14 protein-coding genes are annotated in these 17,164 nt (G+C 43.6%); all 14 read right to left on the reverse strand.

Translation table 11 applies throughout. The features are described from left to right. Positions 1-10: 10 nt before the first annotated feature. On the reverse strand, positions 11-1,300 hold the full coding sequence (yfmH, locus tag ACXQIQ_RS04125) for an EF-P 5-aminopentanol modification-associated protein YfmH (RefSeq protein WP_439300007.1): 1,290 nt from the start codon (positions 1,298-1,300) through the stop codon (positions 11-13). 2 nt (positions 1,301-1,302) lie between these two features. After that, positions 1,303-2,583, reverse strand: a complete 1,281-nt coding sequence (gene yfmF / locus ACXQIQ_RS04130; protein ID WP_439300006.1) for an EF-P 5-aminopentanol modification-associated protein YfmF — start codon at positions 2,581-2,583, stop codon at positions 1,303-1,305. Positions 2,584-2,780: 197 nt separating this feature from the next. Then, entirely contained in the window at positions 2,781-3,743 is a 963-nt protein-coding gene (locus tag ACXQIQ_RS04135; RefSeq protein ID WP_439300005.1) for an ABC transporter permease, read from the reverse strand. Further along, positions 3,744-4,793, reverse strand: coding sequence for an ABC transporter permease (locus tag ACXQIQ_RS04140; protein WP_439301939.1), 1,050 nt, complete (start codon positions 4,791-4,793; stop codon positions 3,744-3,746). Between the two features lie 6 nt (positions 4,794-4,799). Further along, on the reverse strand, positions 4,800-6,326 hold the full coding sequence (locus ACXQIQ_RS04145; RefSeq protein WP_439300004.1) for an ABC transporter ATP-binding protein: 1,527 nt from the start codon (positions 6,324-6,326) through the stop codon (positions 4,800-4,802). 279 nt (positions 6,327-6,605) lie between these two features. Then, positions 6,606-7,685, reverse strand: coding sequence for a BMP family lipoprotein (locus ACXQIQ_RS04150; protein WP_439300003.1), 1,080 nt, complete (start codon positions 7,683-7,685; stop codon positions 6,606-6,608). A gap of 103 nt (positions 7,686-7,788) precedes the next feature. Next, positions 7,789-8,517: a GntR family transcriptional regulator gene (locus tag ACXQIQ_RS04155; RefSeq protein WP_439300002.1), complete on the reverse strand. Its 729-nt coding sequence runs from the start codon at positions 8,515-8,517 to the stop codon at positions 7,789-7,791. Positions 8,518-9,471: 954 nt separating this feature from the next. Next, positions 9,472-11,841, reverse strand: coding sequence for an FtsK/SpoIIIE family DNA translocase (locus ACXQIQ_RS04160; RefSeq protein WP_439300001.1), 2,370 nt, complete (start codon positions 11,839-11,841; stop codon positions 9,472-9,474). A gap of 140 nt (positions 11,842-11,981) precedes the next feature. Further along, positions 11,982-12,227: a YlzJ-like family protein gene (locus tag ACXQIQ_RS04165; protein WP_439300000.1), complete on the reverse strand. Its 246-nt coding sequence runs from the start codon at positions 12,225-12,227 to the stop codon at positions 11,982-11,984. After that, a complete protein-coding gene (locus ACXQIQ_RS04170; protein ID WP_439299999.1) occupies positions 12,224-13,009 on the reverse strand; it encodes a ClpP family protease in 786 nt (261 codons plus the stop codon). Before ACXQIQ_RS04170 ends, ACXQIQ_RS04165 begins: the two co-directional genes overlap by 4 nt. A gap of 161 nt (positions 13,010-13,170) precedes the next feature. After that, positions 13,171-14,052, reverse strand: coding sequence for a 4-hydroxy-tetrahydrodipicolinate synthase (gene dapA / locus ACXQIQ_RS04175; protein WP_439299998.1), 882 nt, complete (start codon positions 14,050-14,052; stop codon positions 13,171-13,173). A gap of 25 nt (positions 14,053-14,077) precedes the next feature. Further along, complete coding sequence (gene dapG, locus ACXQIQ_RS04180; protein WP_439299997.1) at positions 14,078-15,304, reverse strand: aspartate kinase; 1,227 nt, start codon at positions 15,302-15,304, stop codon at positions 14,078-14,080. A 13-nt stretch (positions 15,305-15,317) separates the two neighbouring features. Further along, a complete protein-coding gene (asd, locus tag ACXQIQ_RS04185; protein ID WP_458026085.1) occupies positions 15,318-16,304 on the reverse strand; it encodes an aspartate-semialdehyde dehydrogenase in 987 nt (328 codons plus the stop codon). Positions 16,305-16,572: 268 nt separating this feature from the next. Beyond that, positions 16,573-17,160 carry a dipicolinate synthase subunit B gene (gene dpaB / locus ACXQIQ_RS04190; RefSeq protein WP_439299995.1) on the reverse strand — a complete coding sequence of 196 codons (588 nt, stop codon included), beginning with the start codon at positions 17,158-17,160 and terminating at the stop codon, positions 16,573-16,575. Positions 17,161-17,164: the final 4 nt, after the last annotated feature.

Genomic DNA, 17,164 nt, shown 5'->3' on the forward strand with positions numbered 1-17,164 from the left:
TCCCTCTGTGCTATGCTTTTTTTGGTCTAACCTGACAACTTGTGAACGATTTCTGATTGAAATGCTCTTTCATGATCGTTTCTAAATCCTCATTTGTAATCTTATCGTACATTTCTACGACTTTGAATAGATTCATGCCTCCGAATTGGAACCGGGTGAATTGATTTGCGATATATTCCGGTGAATTCATGGATCGTAAGAAGCTTCCGATTTTTTTCTTCTTCAAACGGTCGATGGACGAACCTTCAATCCCTTTGGATTTTTCTGCCTCGATCATTTCAACGATCCGCTCCGTCAATCGGTCAGGATCCGTCGTGTCTCCACCTATCAAGGTGAATCCGAAGTCCCCTTCTTCCGTGTAATCAAAAGAGAAGGATTGGTCGATCAGCCCTTCACTATAGAGATCTTCATAGTTGTTGGAACTTTGACCGAAAAGGTAATCCAACAGAAGATTCATGCAAAGCTCATATTTCAAACGTTCGTCACCAAACCTGCCCGGATTCGCCTGTTTGAAACCGACCATGCATTTTGGCGTTTGGACCGTCATCTTGATGACAGACTTTTTCTTCGCCACCTCGGCTGGTTCATCGTCAAAGAACCGTTCGATTTTTTCAGGAGGTGCGAAATCTTTACTGTTCTGGTTCTCTACAATCAGATTCATGATCTCTTCTGGTTCCACATTCCCAACGATGAACAGTAACATGTTGTTCGGATGGTAGAACGTTTCATAACAGGTGTATAGGTCATCCTTCGTAATTTTTGCAATGGAAGGAACGGTTCCTGCGATATCGATTTTCACCGGGTGATGATGGAACATATTTTCAATCACACCGAAGTACACACGCCAATCCGGATTATCATCATACATCTCAATTTCTTGCCCGATGATCCCTTTTTCTTTTTCAACTGTCTGTTCGGTGAAGTATGGTGCTTGAACGAAATCAATCAGTGTTCGCAAGTTTTCGATCACATTCGATGTACTTGAAAACAAGTAAGCCGTCCTTGTAAAAGATGTGAAGGCATTTGCAGATGCCCCTTGCTTACTGAAATCCTGGAAGACATCGCGATCTTCTTTCTCGAACAATTTATGCTCTAGGAAATGCGCAATTCCATCCGGTACTTTAATCGCTTCTTCTGCTCCAAGAGGAGTAAAGTGATTATCCACTGATCCGTATTTCGTCGTGAACGTCGCGTATGTCTTGTTGAACCCTTTTTTCGGTAAAATGTAAACTTCGAGACCATTATCAAGCGTATCTGAATACAACGTCTCCTGTAACTGATCGTAATAGACTTCTTTCATGATTATTGACCCTCCCCTTTAAGGAAATAGATCGTATCTAAAGTAACAGTATCTGCAACTTCCAACACATCCCGCATCGTGACAGCTTGAATGCCTTCGATCCATTCATCAATGGAGCGTTCGATGCCTGCTACTTTTGAGTGATATAGGAGATCGACCCAACTATTCGGGTTATCTACAGACTCTAGGATTTGGTTTCGAAGCATTTCTTTTGTCTGTGCAAGTTCTCCGTCAGAAATATCTCCGTTTTTCATCTTATCCATTTGCTCTCGGATAATGGTTACTGCCTGCTCATAATTTTTGAATTCAATACCAGACATGACAAAAATCGCACCGATATGGCTTTCCACTCTGGAAACAGCGTAATAAGCGAGGCTCGCTTTCTCCCGGACATTGATGAACAGCTTGGAGTGAGAAAATCCTCCAAAGATCCCATTGAACACTTGCATAGCATAATAGTTTGGGTCGGAATACGTAATGGATGTGCGGTAACCCATATGAAGTTTCCCCTGTTTGACATCTTGCTCATCGAAGATTACGTTTTCCTGATCTTTTCGATTGATAGCAGGTGCAGACATTTTTTCAGGAGCCGGTCGTGAAGAAAGCTGGATTTTCGATTGGATTAGATCCGTCACTTGATCTCCATCGATATCACCAACGACATAGACGTCAATTTCATCATTCTCGATTACATCCTGATAGTATGTGTAAAGCTCCTCGGCTGAGATGCCATCGACTTCTTCTTCTTTCCCGAATGCATGGAGTGCATAACGGTCACCTTTGAACATTTCTTCAATCAAGCGTTTATTCGCAAAGCGCATTTTATCGTCGTAAATGGATTGGATCTTCTGTTTAAGGACACGTTTTTCTTTTTTGACATTCGTTTCATTGAATTTCTCGCCATCCGTCAGAGGATTCAACAATACTTCCCCTAAAAACGAAATCGATTGTTCAAGCAACGGGGTTTGATCCAGTAGAAATTTCTCGTTGGAAACATCCATACGGATCGTGATGATCTGATACTCGCCCTTCTTACCGATTGATGTGACGAACCCGGCACCATACATATCCTCTAACAATCTGTGAATATGTAATGAGGAAGGATATGACTCCGTACCTGCTTTCAAAACTTGAGCCAACAATGCTCGTTTTGTGACATTTTCTTCTTCAATCTTCCGTTTGATCTGGATGGAAAATGTCGTGGTTTTATATTTTTCTGTTTCTAGAAGATGGAGTGTATAACCATTTGATGAAACCACTCGTGGTTCTTTAGTCTTCGCCATATTCGGACCTCTCCTTCTTTTTTTGTTAGCATACCCGAATCGGAGTAGAATCATGAACACTTCATATATACTCGGATCAGGGACGTACGATAACGTCAAGCTTTGGAATTGAGGAGGTTGATTTCATTTAATATCAATGATGAATCTAATTTAGACAAAGTAAAAAGAACTCCTCATAAAGAGAAGTTCTCTAAAAGTTAGCGTTTTCCTTTTTCGTAAGGCTTCCCGATTGCTTTCGGTGCATCTGCCCTTCCGACGAATCCTGCCAGGGCAAGGATCGTCAACACATAAGGAGAGATCAAAAGGAACACATAAGGGATTTCTTTTAAAAACGGAATCTGCTGACCTGTGATACTCAAGGATTGCGCTAATCCGAAAAACAGTGCCGCCCCTAAAGCTCCAAGTGGATGCCATTTTCCGAAGATCATCGCTGCAAGCGCCATGAACCCTTGTCCTGCAATCGTCGAGTGGGTGAAGTTCCCGCTGATGGATGTAGCGTAGACCGCGCCACCCAGCCCTGCGAAAGCCCCACTGAGCATGACTGCAATGTATCTCATTTTCGTAACGTTGATTCCCATCGTGTCTGCCGCCATCGGATGCTCACCTACAGAGCGTAATCGTAATCCGAACGGTGTCTTGTAAATGACGAACCAAACGACAATTGCAAGTGCAATCGCCACATAAGACGTGACATAAGCTTTACCGAACAACAATGGACCGATGATCGGGATATCAGACAGGATTGGCACATCCGACTTGAAAATACGTTCGTTCAAGTAAGGTGTTTGTCCTGCATCGAAAATTTTCTTCACAAGGAAGATCGTCAAACCTGCTGCAAGGAAGTTCAGCGCTACACCACTGACGACCTGATCCGCTCTGAATGTAATACTTGCAACGGCATGTAAAAGCGAGAAGATCGCTCCAAGTATGATTGCAACTACGAAAGAGAACCATGGTGATGCACCACCGAAGCCCCACGTTTCTCCATAGAACGTGAATACTGCTCCGACGAATGCGCCCATCATCATGAGACCTTCAAGTCCGATATTGACGACTCCGGATCGTTCACTGAATACTCCACCGAGCGCAGTTAATATAAGAGGGGCTGCTGCAAAGATGGCTGTTGGTATGATGATGCCTAAAATTTGCATGAGATCCATCTAGATTTTCCCCCTTTTATTAATGCGATTTCTCAGCCAATGCACGAGATAACTGGATGCAACGAAGAAGATGATCAATGCAATGACAATCGTGATCAGTTCAGGTGGAACTTGAGCGATGGCTTGCATGTTCAATGCACCAATTTTCAATCCACCGAAAAGAGCGGCAGCAAGAATGATACCGATCGCACTGTTCGCTCCTAAAAGGGCAACAGCGATACCATCAAAACCAACGCCGGTGAACGCAGCGTTAATCGTCATGTACTGGTACGTTCCGAGACCTTCCATCGCTCCTGCGACACCTGCGAAACCTCCAGAGATGACCATTGACAGAACGATGTTTTTCGATACATTGATACCTGCGTAGTCAGATGCATGTTGGTTGAACCCTACCGCACGCAATTCATAACCAGTCGTCGTTTTCCACAGAAGATACCACATCAGGATCGCAGCAAGGATTGCAACGACGATCCCATAATGGAGACGTGAAAAATCTGTGATCTCTTGTAAAAACATTGAGGATAAGGACGCGGAAGGTTGGATTTCCTCCGTACGCTCCCCTGGTGCCAAAAGGTACGATCGAATGATGGAGTTCGTCACATGTAATGCAACATAGTTCATCATGATCGTTGTAATGACTTCATGGACTTTGAACCTTGCCTTCAAATAACCCGGCACTAGACCCCATAATCCACCTGCAAGTGCTCCAGCCAGGATGGCAAGCGGCACATGGATGAAAGCAGGTACGCCTTCTACAGCGATTCCGACATAGACAGAAGCGAGCCAGCCGACTAACAATTGACCTTCCACTCCGATGTTGAATAAGCCTGTACGGAAAGCAAATGCTACTGCAAGACCCGATAAGATCAACGGCGTCATTTGACGGATCGTTTCACCAATGAAGTATGAATCTGTAAATAGGACACTGAACAATGCGTAATATGCTTCGAATGGGTCATATCCGCTCGTCAGCATCAGAATCCCACCAACGAGAAGGGCAAGTGCAACTGCTATGACTGGTACACTGAGTTTGAAAAGAATCTTTTGCAATTTCACCTACTGTTCCCCCTTCTCAGCTTGTTTGGATCCTGCCATCAACAATCCGAGTTCTTGTTCGGTAACTTCCTTCGGATCGACAACAGCTACAATTTCCCCTTCGTATATGACAGCAATCCTGTCACTAACATTCATGATTTCTTCAAGTTCGAAAGAGATAAGCAAAACTGCTTTATCCGCATCACGCTCTTCAATCAACTTGGAATGGATGAATTCAATAGCTCCGACATCCAATCCACGTGTAGGTTGCGCTGCAATCAATAGGTCAGGACTTCGATCGACTTCCCTCGCGATGATCGCTTTTTGCTGATTTCCACCAGATAATGCACGTGCTTGTGTATGCACACTCGGTGTACGTACATCGAACTGGTCAATCAACTCTTTCGCTTTATTCAATATGTTCGTTTTCTTCAATTGCTTGAACTTTGAGTAAGGTTCTTGATAATACGTTTGAAGAACCATATTTTCACCAATTGAAAAATCCAGGACAAGACCATGTTTATGACGGTCTTGAGGAATATGGCCGACACCCGACTCGGTCACTTTTCGTGGCTTACGATTCGTGATGTTCTTACCGTTCAGCTGAATCGAACCACTCGAAGCTTTACGAAGACCCGTGATCGCTTCAATCAACTCAGACTGACCGTTACCATCGACACCAGCGATACCGACGATTTCCCCAGCTTTCACAGTCAGATCAAGACCTTTCACAGCTGTCACACCCCTGGAATCCTTCACGACGAGATCTTTGATTTCCAGGACATCCTGTTTAGGTTTGGCTGGTTCTTTTTCAGTTGTAAAAGAAACTTCACGCCCTACCATCATGGATGCTAGTTCGTCCCTGTTCGTAGTGGCTACGTCGACCGTTCCGATTCCTTTACCTCTTCGGATGACGGTACAACGGTGACAAACCTCCATGATCTCTTTCAACTTATGGGTGATGAGGATGATGGATTTACCCTCAGCGATCAATCGCTTCATGATCTGAATAAGTTCTTTGATTTCTTGCGGTGTCAAAACCGCTGTCGGCTCATCGAAAATCAAGATGTCTGCACCACGATAAAGCGTTTTGAGGATCTCCACGCGCTGCTGCATCCCTACGGAAATGTCTTCGATTTTTGCATAGGGGTCAACTCTCAGTCCATACTGACGGGAAATTTCCTCTACTTTCTTTGCAGCCTTTTTTACATCGACCTGACCTCGATGCCTAGGTTCACTACCAAGGATGATGTTCTCTGTAACTGTGAAATTCTCGACTAACATGAAGTGCTGATGAACCATTCCGATTCCGAGATTGTTGGCAATATTCGGATCGGTTATTTCAACTTTCTCTCCTCGTACTCGGATCTCACCCTGTTCAGGCTGATACAATCCGAACAATACGTTCATCAACGTGGATTTCCCTGCACCGTTTTCCCCCAAAAGTGCATGGATTTCCCCTTTTTGTACTTGTAACGTTACATTGTCATTGGCAACAATGCCTGGAAACTCTTTTCGAATCCCTTTCATTTCAATGACGTATTCCAAAAGTAATCACTCCTACACCTGTTGTTCCTAAAACATAGCCTACAATTGTTGTATGATCGATGCTCCCTATTCTCTCGAGTGTAGCAAGGAAAGCTACATTGAGCGTGTAAGACTTGCCTTGTTACACCCAAGAGCTATGACGTCTTACCTTACTGATTCTGACTTGAGAGCATTTCGGATTACATGCGTGCTTTTACACCCTGTATGGATGGTTTACATGAACAAAGGCCAGTAGTAACTACCAGCCTTTGTATAGAGCTATATGGAGATTACATGTTTTTACTTATTAAATGATGCAAACTCGTCGTCTGTTTTAGGAACTTCCACTTCACCTGCAACGATTTTCTCTTTGTACTCTTCGACCATTTTAAGAGCTTCTTCTGATACGTTGTCTTGAGTAGGGGCAATTCCTACGCCGTCTTCTTCAAGACCGAATTCTACGATTTCTCCACCAGGGAAGTTTCCTTCCATCGTTTTCTTCGATACTTCGAATACAGCTGTGTCAACACGTTTTACCATTGAAGTCAACGTTACACTCTTGTTAGCGTCTTGATCATAGATACCTTCAGCGAATTGGTCACGGTCAACACCGATCACCCATACGTCTTCACCGTTTTTCTTACGGTTGATCGCTTCTGTGAATACGCCTGCTCCAGTTCCACCAGCTGCGTGGTAGATAACATCTGCACCTTTACCATAAAGTGTAGCAGCGATCGTTGTACCTTTTGCAGCGTCGTTGAAGTCACCAGCATATTGTGTGAAGATTTCAGCGTCAGGGTTAGCCGTCAATACACCAGCTTTGAATCCGTTTTCAAATTTCTTGATGAGTTCAGATTCTACTCCACCGATGAAACCGATTTTGTTTGATTTAGACTGAAGTCCAGCTACAAGTCCAACTAGGAAAGATCCTTGGTGCTCTTTAAACGTGATGCTTGCTACGTTATCCAAATCAACGACACTATCTACTAGTGCAAATTGTGCGTCTTTTTGCTGTTCAGCTACTTTTTTGATGTCTTCTTGCATAAGGAATCCGATTCCGAATACAAGATCGAAGTCTTGACGTACTAGGTTGTTCAAGTTCGGACGATAGTCACTTTGAGCGTCTGATTGAACGTACGTATATCCTTCTTTTTCTTTCAAGTCGTTTTCATTTCCGAATTCTTGAAGACCTTCCCAAGCAGATTGGTTGAATGACTTATCGTCAACTCCACCTGTATCGGTAACCATTGCTACTTTAAAGCCGTCTTCCTTCTGTTCCTTTTCGCCATCCCCTGATGCATCGTCACTTGCTCCACAAGCAGATAGTAGTGTACCTGCTGCCAATACCATAGACATTAAAAATCCATAACGCTTTTTCATGAATCCTATTCCCCCTTAATGTATTTTCAAAGTTTCATAGTACACGTATGATGCTTGAACGCTCTCTTTTTCAGCACTCACCCCCTAAAATTGGTAAAAGGCCTTACACCCGACGTCTGACAACATGGAAGTCAAATTTATCTGCACGGAAGTAATTGACAGAGTATAAGACAGCGTTGTCATTTTGATCATAATGCATCTGCTTCAACACAAGTAGAGAAGTCTCTGGTGGACATTCAAGGATCTCTGAAACCCTTTCGTGGTAACCGACCGGTTCGATATGTGTAACCGCATACAAAACACGTCGATTTGATTCCTTTTCAAGCAAGTTGAAAAGAGACTCTTCCTCAGTCGTCTTCTGATTCACTGGCATGAACTTCGCTGGAATCTGATCCAGGCAGTATACGACAGGTCGTCCATCTGCTGTACGTACACGCTCCACAACGACCAATTGTTCGTCTTCCTCTGTATTGAAACGTTGCAGCTCTTCCTCCGTAACGTCCCTAGTATCTGAACTTAGAAAATTCGTACCCGGGCTTTTACCGCCACGTTCGATCATTTCAGTGACACTGAAAAGCTCTTCGATTCCAGATGAAAAGACCGCACGAGAACGTACGAATGTACCGACACCATGGCGTCTGACTACGACGTTTTCATCTTCTAGGATCCGTAAAGCTTCCCTGAGGGTCGCTCTGCTGATCCCGAGTTGTTTAGAGAGTTCGAATTCACTTGGAAGCCGCTCCCCCTCTTCGTAAACACCTGCTTCAATATCTTTCTTCAATCGATCTATTACCTGCAAATATAATAGACGATGGTCCGTTTTAATGGTCACACGTCTTCACCTCAGAAGTACTACTAATCTATTTAATTTAACAATATTCGACAATACTATATCATTTTTACAACAATAAATAAATACTAATTTTACAGAATAGGAAAAAATGTTACACGAATGTTTCAAAAAGTACACTCAAATTCATAAATTAGATGACAATCGAGTGACCTTGTCAGAACTTCCACAGGATGTGGTGACTTCGAGGTTCTCCACAGGACGGACTTGTACAGTATGTACTGACTTCGACGTTCATCACAGGATGTGATGGTACTTAGTCGAAGATCCTTTAGTGGTGAAAGCTGCTGTAGGGTCTCGCCTGGCTCGCTTTTCCCGCTGGAGTGTCGAAAATTTTTAAAATAAAGAAAAGAATTTAAAAACGACCATTCATTTCGTAACGGGTTCACTTGTGAGGTGCAAAACGCAAAATCACAGACTGAATCACAAGGTATAACACATACTTCTTGAATCCACTCTTGAGTCTTAATGGATCCAGTTACTTATTGATAATTGATGAAGAATGACTAATTCATATATCTAACGGACATTGAGGACCTTATTTCTATACATTATTCACTTTTACTAAACCTAACGGACATATGGTACCTTATTTGGGCCAAAATCATTAAAAACCATATACTTTTTAAAGAATAGCGTCTCTGATGTCCGTTTGCACCCCGAAATGAGCGTTTTTGTCACAAATAACGGATCTCCTGTCCGTACAACACAAATCACACCTATATTCACAGCCCTCCAATAATTATTTCAGCCCTGTGAAATGGTATGTGAATTCATATGTTATGTAGGCACAAAAGTTTAGGGAAGGGCTGATATAACAATAAAAAACGCACTGTGAATTTCATTGTGAAATCCAGTGCGTTTCTCTTTGATATTTACTTGTTTGCACCTCTGAAGTAAACACGTTATTCATCTCGAATGGTCGTCTTTCTTGTGTTAACTGGATGAGGCATCTTGATCATGATGTGAAACTAGCACTTCACGTGGTTTGCTGCCTTCATATGGCCCGACGATCCCCCTCGCTTCCATTGCGTCGATGAGTCGCGCAGCACGGGTATACCCGATTCGGAATCGTCTTTGAAGCATAGAAACTGAAGCGGTCTGCATGTCGAGAATCAAACTGACCGCATCATCGAACAATTCATCCTCGACATCTTCAACCTTTTGTTCAGGTTCATCTGTAGGAATCATTTCTTCTTGGTATTTTGCCTTCTGTTGACCGATGACAAAGTCGACGACATCTTGTACCTCTTCATCCGACAAGAACGCTCCTTGCACCCGTGTCGGTTTGTTTGCTCCAATCGGGAAGAACAGCATATCCCCTTTTCCGAGTAATTTTTCTGCTCCACCCATATCGAGTATCGTCCTTGAATCGGTTGAAGAAGAGACACTGAACGCTATTCGTGATGGAATATTCGCCTTGATGACACCTGTGATGACGTCCACTGAAGGTCGCTGGGTTGCAATGATCAAATGAATGCCTGCTGCACGAGCCATCTGAGCCAGTCGAGTGATTGCATCCTCAACATCACCCGATGCGACCATCATCAGATCCGCCAGCTCGTCAACGATGACGACGATGTATGGTAATAAGGCTTGCTTCGCCTCTGATTCTTCATCATTCTTCCGTTTGATCATATTGTTGTAACCCTCGATATTCCTTGCGCCACTATGGGAGAACAACTCGTAACGACGTTCCATCTCATTGACGACGCGTTTCAGTGCCTGTGCGGCTTTCTTCGGTTCCGTTACCACAGGAGCCAGAAGGTGTGGAATGCCGTTGTATACATTCAGTTCGACCATTTTAGGATCGATCATCATCATTTTCACTTCATGCGGTTTCGCTTTCAACAAGATACTCGTGATAATTCCGTTTACACATACACTCTTACCACTACCCGTTGCACCTGCGATGAGCAAGTGCGGCATCTTGCTTAAATCCGCTAAAATAGGCTCTCCTGAGATGTCACGACCTAATCCGATCGTCAGCTTCGAATTGAGATCATTCCGTTTCGTATCAACGACCTCTCGTAGAGAAACCATTGAAACTTCCTGGTTCGGGACTTCGATACCGATTGCGGATCGTCCTGGAATAGGAGCTTCAATCCGTAAATCTTTCGCAGCGAGAGCTAAAGCCAGATCATCCGTCAGATTGACGATTTTACTGACCTTGACACCGATAGCCGGTTGAACCTCATACTTTGTCACCGCAGGCCCTAAGTGGACTTTGACGACTTTAGCTTTCACGCCGAAGCTTTCGAAAGTTCTTTCCAGTTTTCTCGTATTTTCAGATACATGTTGTCTTTCTCGATGTTGACCCGCCTTCACTGGACGGCTGAGCAGATCATACGATGGCAATTCATAAGACTCATTTTCCACTTCCGCTATTGAGAAACCAGGTGACTCTTCAGTGGATTCAGGTGCCTTCCCTTTATTTTGGGATGAATCGGACATCTCTTTTTTCTGTGCAGCAGTTTGGTTAGCCGCTTTCTCTTCTTTCAGCTCTTCGAATTCGAAAGCCCCTTGATACACATTTTCGTTATATTCCTGAATGATCGGTTCTGTATAAGTCTCTTCCTCTGACACTTTTTCTTCTGGAACAGGAGGCTTTCTCTCACTCGTTCGCTTCCCTCTCGACTTCCGCTCTTTTGTACGTTCCGCTTTTTTCTCCTCTTTCTTACTTTCAAAATGCTCTTTCCAGTCCGAATATGTATGCACGATGAAATTTTTCATTGGAACGACGATCTTTGATAATATATCGCTCATTGAGAGACCTGTAATCAGAAGTACAGCTATGACCCACATGAAAAAGATGATGACCTGGGTCCCTTCAGGTGCGAATAAGACGTAAGTGAATGCAAATCCAATAGCTCCAATCATTCCTCCGCCAAGGTCAGCTGTACCCGGTGCTGCCCCTTGCTGCTGGATGAAGAGCTCCCAAGTATTCTGGATGACAGAAGGGTTTTCCCATTCTCCGTTCCGGGTAAGCAGTTCGAACAGCTTCACATGACTTTGTAGTAGCAGTCCAAGCACAAACAAGTATATACCTGCTAGTCTTCTAGTGAAGAATGCAGGCCACGAACGTTTCCAGATCACGTACATGGATAAAATGAATACGCCAAGCAACAGCAGGCCATACCATTCACCACCTAAGAGCTTGAATAAGTTCGCGAATACACGCCCGACTCTACCAAACTCTGCTGCAGCAATCAATGTCAAGGCTAAAAGCGACAATCCGAACAATTCAAAGGTCAATTGAGACTTCCAGCTTGATGACTTTTTATTTTTTTTCTTTCGTTTCGCCATGATTTCACCTCTCTTGGTATATCCATCTATAGATGTATGTGGTGTTTATTACACGAGGTTATGTAGTGGAAAAGGGTTGGCCCTTTCCATCTGATAAGACATGGGCCAACCCTTGAGTAGTGTTATTATATCATACAGAATTACAGCGAACTAGAAGGATTTTGATCTGGGGCGACGGTCATTTTCAACACTGTGCCTGGCTGTAGATTCGCATCCAGATAATGAGCGGGGTCCGTGCTCATCATCCTTACGATTCTGCAGTCTTGATTCTCCAGCTGCTCAACCATCAAAGGTATGCCGTTCATCTCGATCATTGAATGTTTTTCAAAATCGGACTGGACTGCACTGAAAACGACTTCGTGAGGCATCGATGTGTAAAGTATCATTGGACGAGATCCTGTTCTTCGTTCGGTCTCTTCGCTTCGATCAGCTCATTCAACTTTTTCATCGCTGCACCGACCCCGCCTACCTCGTCGATCAGTCCATAAGCGACTGCATCATCACCGATTACATTGGTTCCGATATCCCTTGTCAAATTTCCTTTAGAGAGCATCAATTCTTTGAACTTCTCTTCTTCAATGTTCGAATGTCTCATTACGAAACTGATGACACGTTCCTGCATTTTATCAAGGTATTCGAACGTTTGAGGCACCCCGATCACCAGTCCGGTCAAGCGAACCGGATGGATCGTCATCGTAGCTGTTTCTGCGATGAAAGAATAATCCCCTGAAACCGCAATCGGTACGCCGATCGAATGACCTCCACCAAGGACCAGACACACTTTCGGTTTTGATAAGGAAGCGATCATTTCAGCTATCGCAAGTCCCGCTTCCACATCCCCACCAACAGTATTGAGGATGACAAGTAAGCCTTCAATCTTCGGGTTCTGTTCAATGGCAACCAACTGAGGAATCATATGTTCATATTTCGTCGTTTTGTTGTTTGGAGGGAGTTGTACATGACCTTCTATCTGTCCAACTATCGTCATACAATGGATGTTCGATTGTTCCATTTGGGGAACATTGGTCTGACCCATTTGTTGGATTTTATTGATCAGACTAGATGAACCCTCTTTGTTTTGATCTTGTTTTTTCGGCTTATCCGGTTGAGATGGTTGAGATGGATTGGTCGGAGAAACCGTCTTCTGATCGTTAGGCTGTTCGTTCATGATGGACTCCTTTCACGACTTACTTTGGTCTCCTTATAGTATTGTCATAATCGGTTTCTTTCTATCCATCTGAATCCCTTGTACTTTTAACGTATCTGACCTTCAGAACAACCATAGAAAAGAGGATGATCTCTTGAGACCATCCTCTTATAATATGGATTCTATTTTACTTTAGCGAAGTCATTCAACAATGAATTCAATCTTACTCGTTCTTGCTCAGATAAAGGTATGAGCGGAAGTCTTACACCGCCAACATCGATACCTAATATCTGCAATGCCGTTTTCACGGGTGTCGGACTAGGTGCAGAGAACATTTCGTTCATAACTGGTAACAACTTACCGTGCAATTGTGCTGCCTTCTTCACATCACCTTCTGAATAAGCTGCAATCATGCTCTGCATTTCATTTCCGACTACGTGAGCGGCTACGGATACGATGCCGTCTCCTCCGATCGATAACGTCGGTAGGGTCAATGTGTCATCTCCACTGTAAACTTTAAAATCATCCGCTGTTTTCGTAATGATTTCTGTAATTTGATCCAAATCCCCACTCGCTTCTTTTACACAAACGATGTTGTCGATTTCAGATAATCGAACGATCGTATCAACGGACAAATTGACAATGGAACGTCCAGGAACGTTATAAAGCATAACTGGAAGCTTAGTCGTTTCCGCAATGGATTTAAAATGAAGATAAAGCCCTTGTTGATTCGGTTTATTGTAATAAGGAGCCACTAGCATGACAGCATCAACACCTGCTTCTTCCGCTTGCTTCGTCAGCTCGATGGAAGCATGGGTGTTGTTACTACCTGTACCAGCGATAACTGGGACTCTTTTTTGCACGACTTTCACGACATGTTTGAAGAGGGCTACTTTCTCTTCTTTCGTCAAAGTCGGTGACTCTCCTGTCGTTCCAGCAATCACTAGACCATCTGAACCGTTCTTGATCAAGTACTCGATCAATTTAGTCGTCTTGGAAAAGTCGATATTGCCTTTATGGTCGAAAGGCGTCACCATTGCAGTCAAAATTTTTCCGAAATTCATTTCGATATCTCCTCCTTATAGAAAATTAGATGAAATCTCCTTTTTCAAGCGCAAATACTTGATGTAGTGCATTTACCGCATCAATCATATCATCTTCTTGCACCAATACCCAGATCGTCGTATGGGAATCGGCAGATTGTAGAATATGGATGCCTTTTTGGGAAAGTGCTTCGACGATTTTGGCTGTAACTCCCGGTACCCCAGCGATACCCGCACCTACTGCAGAGACTTTTGCACAATTACGCTGTATATCCGCTTCATACCCTAAATCCTTCAAGATTGAAACCGCTACGTCTGTAAGGTGACCGTTAATCGTATAAATCACACCGCGTGGACTGATATTGATGAAGTCCACACTGATCTGTCTTTCCGCCATGGCCTTGAAGATCTTGGATTGGAATTCGTAATCTCCTTCAGGAGCTTGCACCTTGATCTGTGTGACACCCGCAACATGAGCGATCCCTGTGATCAAGCGGTCCTCGATATCTCGACCTGCTCCATCTCCGGTAGTAGAAGTAACAAGTGTACCTGGATGGTCACTGTAGGTTGAACGGATGCGGATCGGTACCTTCGCTTGCATCGCAATTTCAACTGCCCTTGGGTGGATAACCTTTGCTCCCTGGTACGCCATATTACAAATTTCGTTGTAAGTGACAACATCAAGTGGTCTTGCATCCTGTACGATCCGAGGATCGGCTGTCATGACACCTTCTACATCTGTAAATATATCAATGACTTCTGCCTTAAGAGCTGCACCGAGTGCTGCTGCAGATGTATCACTGCCTCCACGTCCAAGAGTCGTTATATCCCCTTCATCCGATTGACCTTGGAATCCTGCCACTACGACAACATCCAATTCCTCGAATGCTTGGAGAATCTTTTTACAGTCCATTTCCATAATTTTAGCGTTCATGTGTTCAGCGTTGGTTTTAAAACCTGCCTGTGCGCCAGTAAATGCTATGGAAGATACACCTTGTTGCTTCATCAGATTAGAAAAAACGACGGAAGATATGATCTCGCCACAAGACATGAGTAAATCTGTTTCCTTTGGACTGATGTCTGTCGGGTTGCCAGTGATCAAACCAAGCAATGTATCGGTAGCATAAGGATCGCCTTTACGTCCCATCGCTGAAACGACTACAACGACTTTGTTACCGTTGCTTACAGCATTCGTTACGTGTTGTACGGCACGATCCCGACCATCTTCCGTTTTCAATGACGTGCCGCCGAATTTTTGTACGACGATATTCATGAAAGCACCTTCTTCATTTCAATAAATTCAATTTCACTAAGCTTTCAGCAATCTGTACGGAGTTCAGTGCTGCTCCTTTAAGGAGGTTATCCGACACGACCCACATGTGGAACCCGTTCTTGCGATCCAGGTCTTTGCGGATTCTACCTACGAATACATCATCTTTACCGACACAATTCGCTGGCATCGGATAAAGCTGTTCAGAAGGATCATCTTGTAATGTTACGCCTTCAGCTTCTGCCAATAAGGACTTCATGTCAGCAACCGAAACATTTTCATCGTCTATCTCAATGTATACCGACTCTGAATGTCCTGTCTCAACCGGTAACCGTACACAAGTAGCTGCAACTTCGAGCTCTTGCATGCTCATGATCTTCTTCGTTTCATTGATCATTTTCATTTCTTCGAATGTATACCCGTTATCTTGGAATTTATCGATTTGGGGTACAGCATTGAAAGCGATTTGATAGTGCTTTTTATCACCTGAAACAGGCAATACTTCTGGTGTGAACTCTTCACCATTCAAAATGGACTGCGTCTGATCATTCATTTCATCGATCGCTTTCGCTCCTGCACCGGATACAGCTTGATACGTAGAAACGATTACTTTCTTCAGACCGTATTTTTGACGGATTGGTTCTAAAGCAACGACCATCTGGATCGTTGAACAGTTCGGATTGGCGATGATGCCATTATGATTCTTCAATGCATCTTCATTTACTTCAGGTACTACAAGTGGCGTATCAGGGTCCATGCGGAACGCACTCGTATTATCGACCACAATCGCGCCTCGTTTCGCCGCCTCTGGTGCCAGCTCCTTCGAGATAGAACCGCCTGCAGAGAACAACGCAAGTTGCACCCCTTCAAATGCTTGGGGTGTGGCTTCTTCAATCATATATTCATTTCCATTGAATTGCATTTTCTTTCCGGCAGAACGTTTACTTGCTAATAACTTGAGAGAAGCGATCGGAAAGTTCCTTTTTGCTAATGTGTTCAGCATCTGTTGACCTACTGCTCCAGTAGCTCCAACGACTGCGACGTTAAATCCTTTATTTGAATCCAAAATCTGTCCCTCCTCATAAATCTTGCTCTGTGAATGACTTTGACCTATCTTGTGAATATGATAACTGCAAATCTTCAAGAACGATAGAAGGAGAAACAAGATCGTTTCTCCTGAAATACTTGGTCATATTGTCATTTATTTTACCATATCATTGAGTACAGAGGTATGGTTTTGTTTACGATTATACTTGGCTTCCTCTGTTCTTCTATTCATATATTCGTAAGACAGGTTGTAATTGTTGACCATCAAGTGCAGCTTCTACGGTTTCAAGGAGTAGATCCATATGTGCGACTAATGAATTCGGTTTTTTGTTCGGCGAATCTTGACCATATGGGATAAAAAAGATATTTTTCGTCGACATCAATCTCATGATGTTGACCCCGTTCAATCCGAGTCCATCGTTTGTAGAAATACCAAGAACAACTGAATTCAGATTACGCATGGTCGCTTTTGCTGCCATCAAGACGGGAGAATCTGTCATCGCATTAGCAAGCTTACTGATGGAATTTCCAGTCAACGGCGCAATCACCATACAATCCAATGGTGTTTTCGGACCGAATGGTTCCGCTTTGACGATCGAATTCACAACTTCGTTACCTGTCATTTCTTCGATTTTACGAATCCAGTCTTCACCTTCACCGAATCTTGTCGTCGTATTTTGGACGGTATAGGTGGCGAACGGCGTCACTTTTGCACCAGCATCCAACAATCTTTGGATTTGCGGAACGACTGCATCATACGTGCAATGGGATCCTGTCAATCCAAAGCCGATGTGTTTCCCTTCAAGTTTCATTCTA

The organism is Pseudalkalibacillus sp. Hm43 (genome assembly GCF_054170705.1).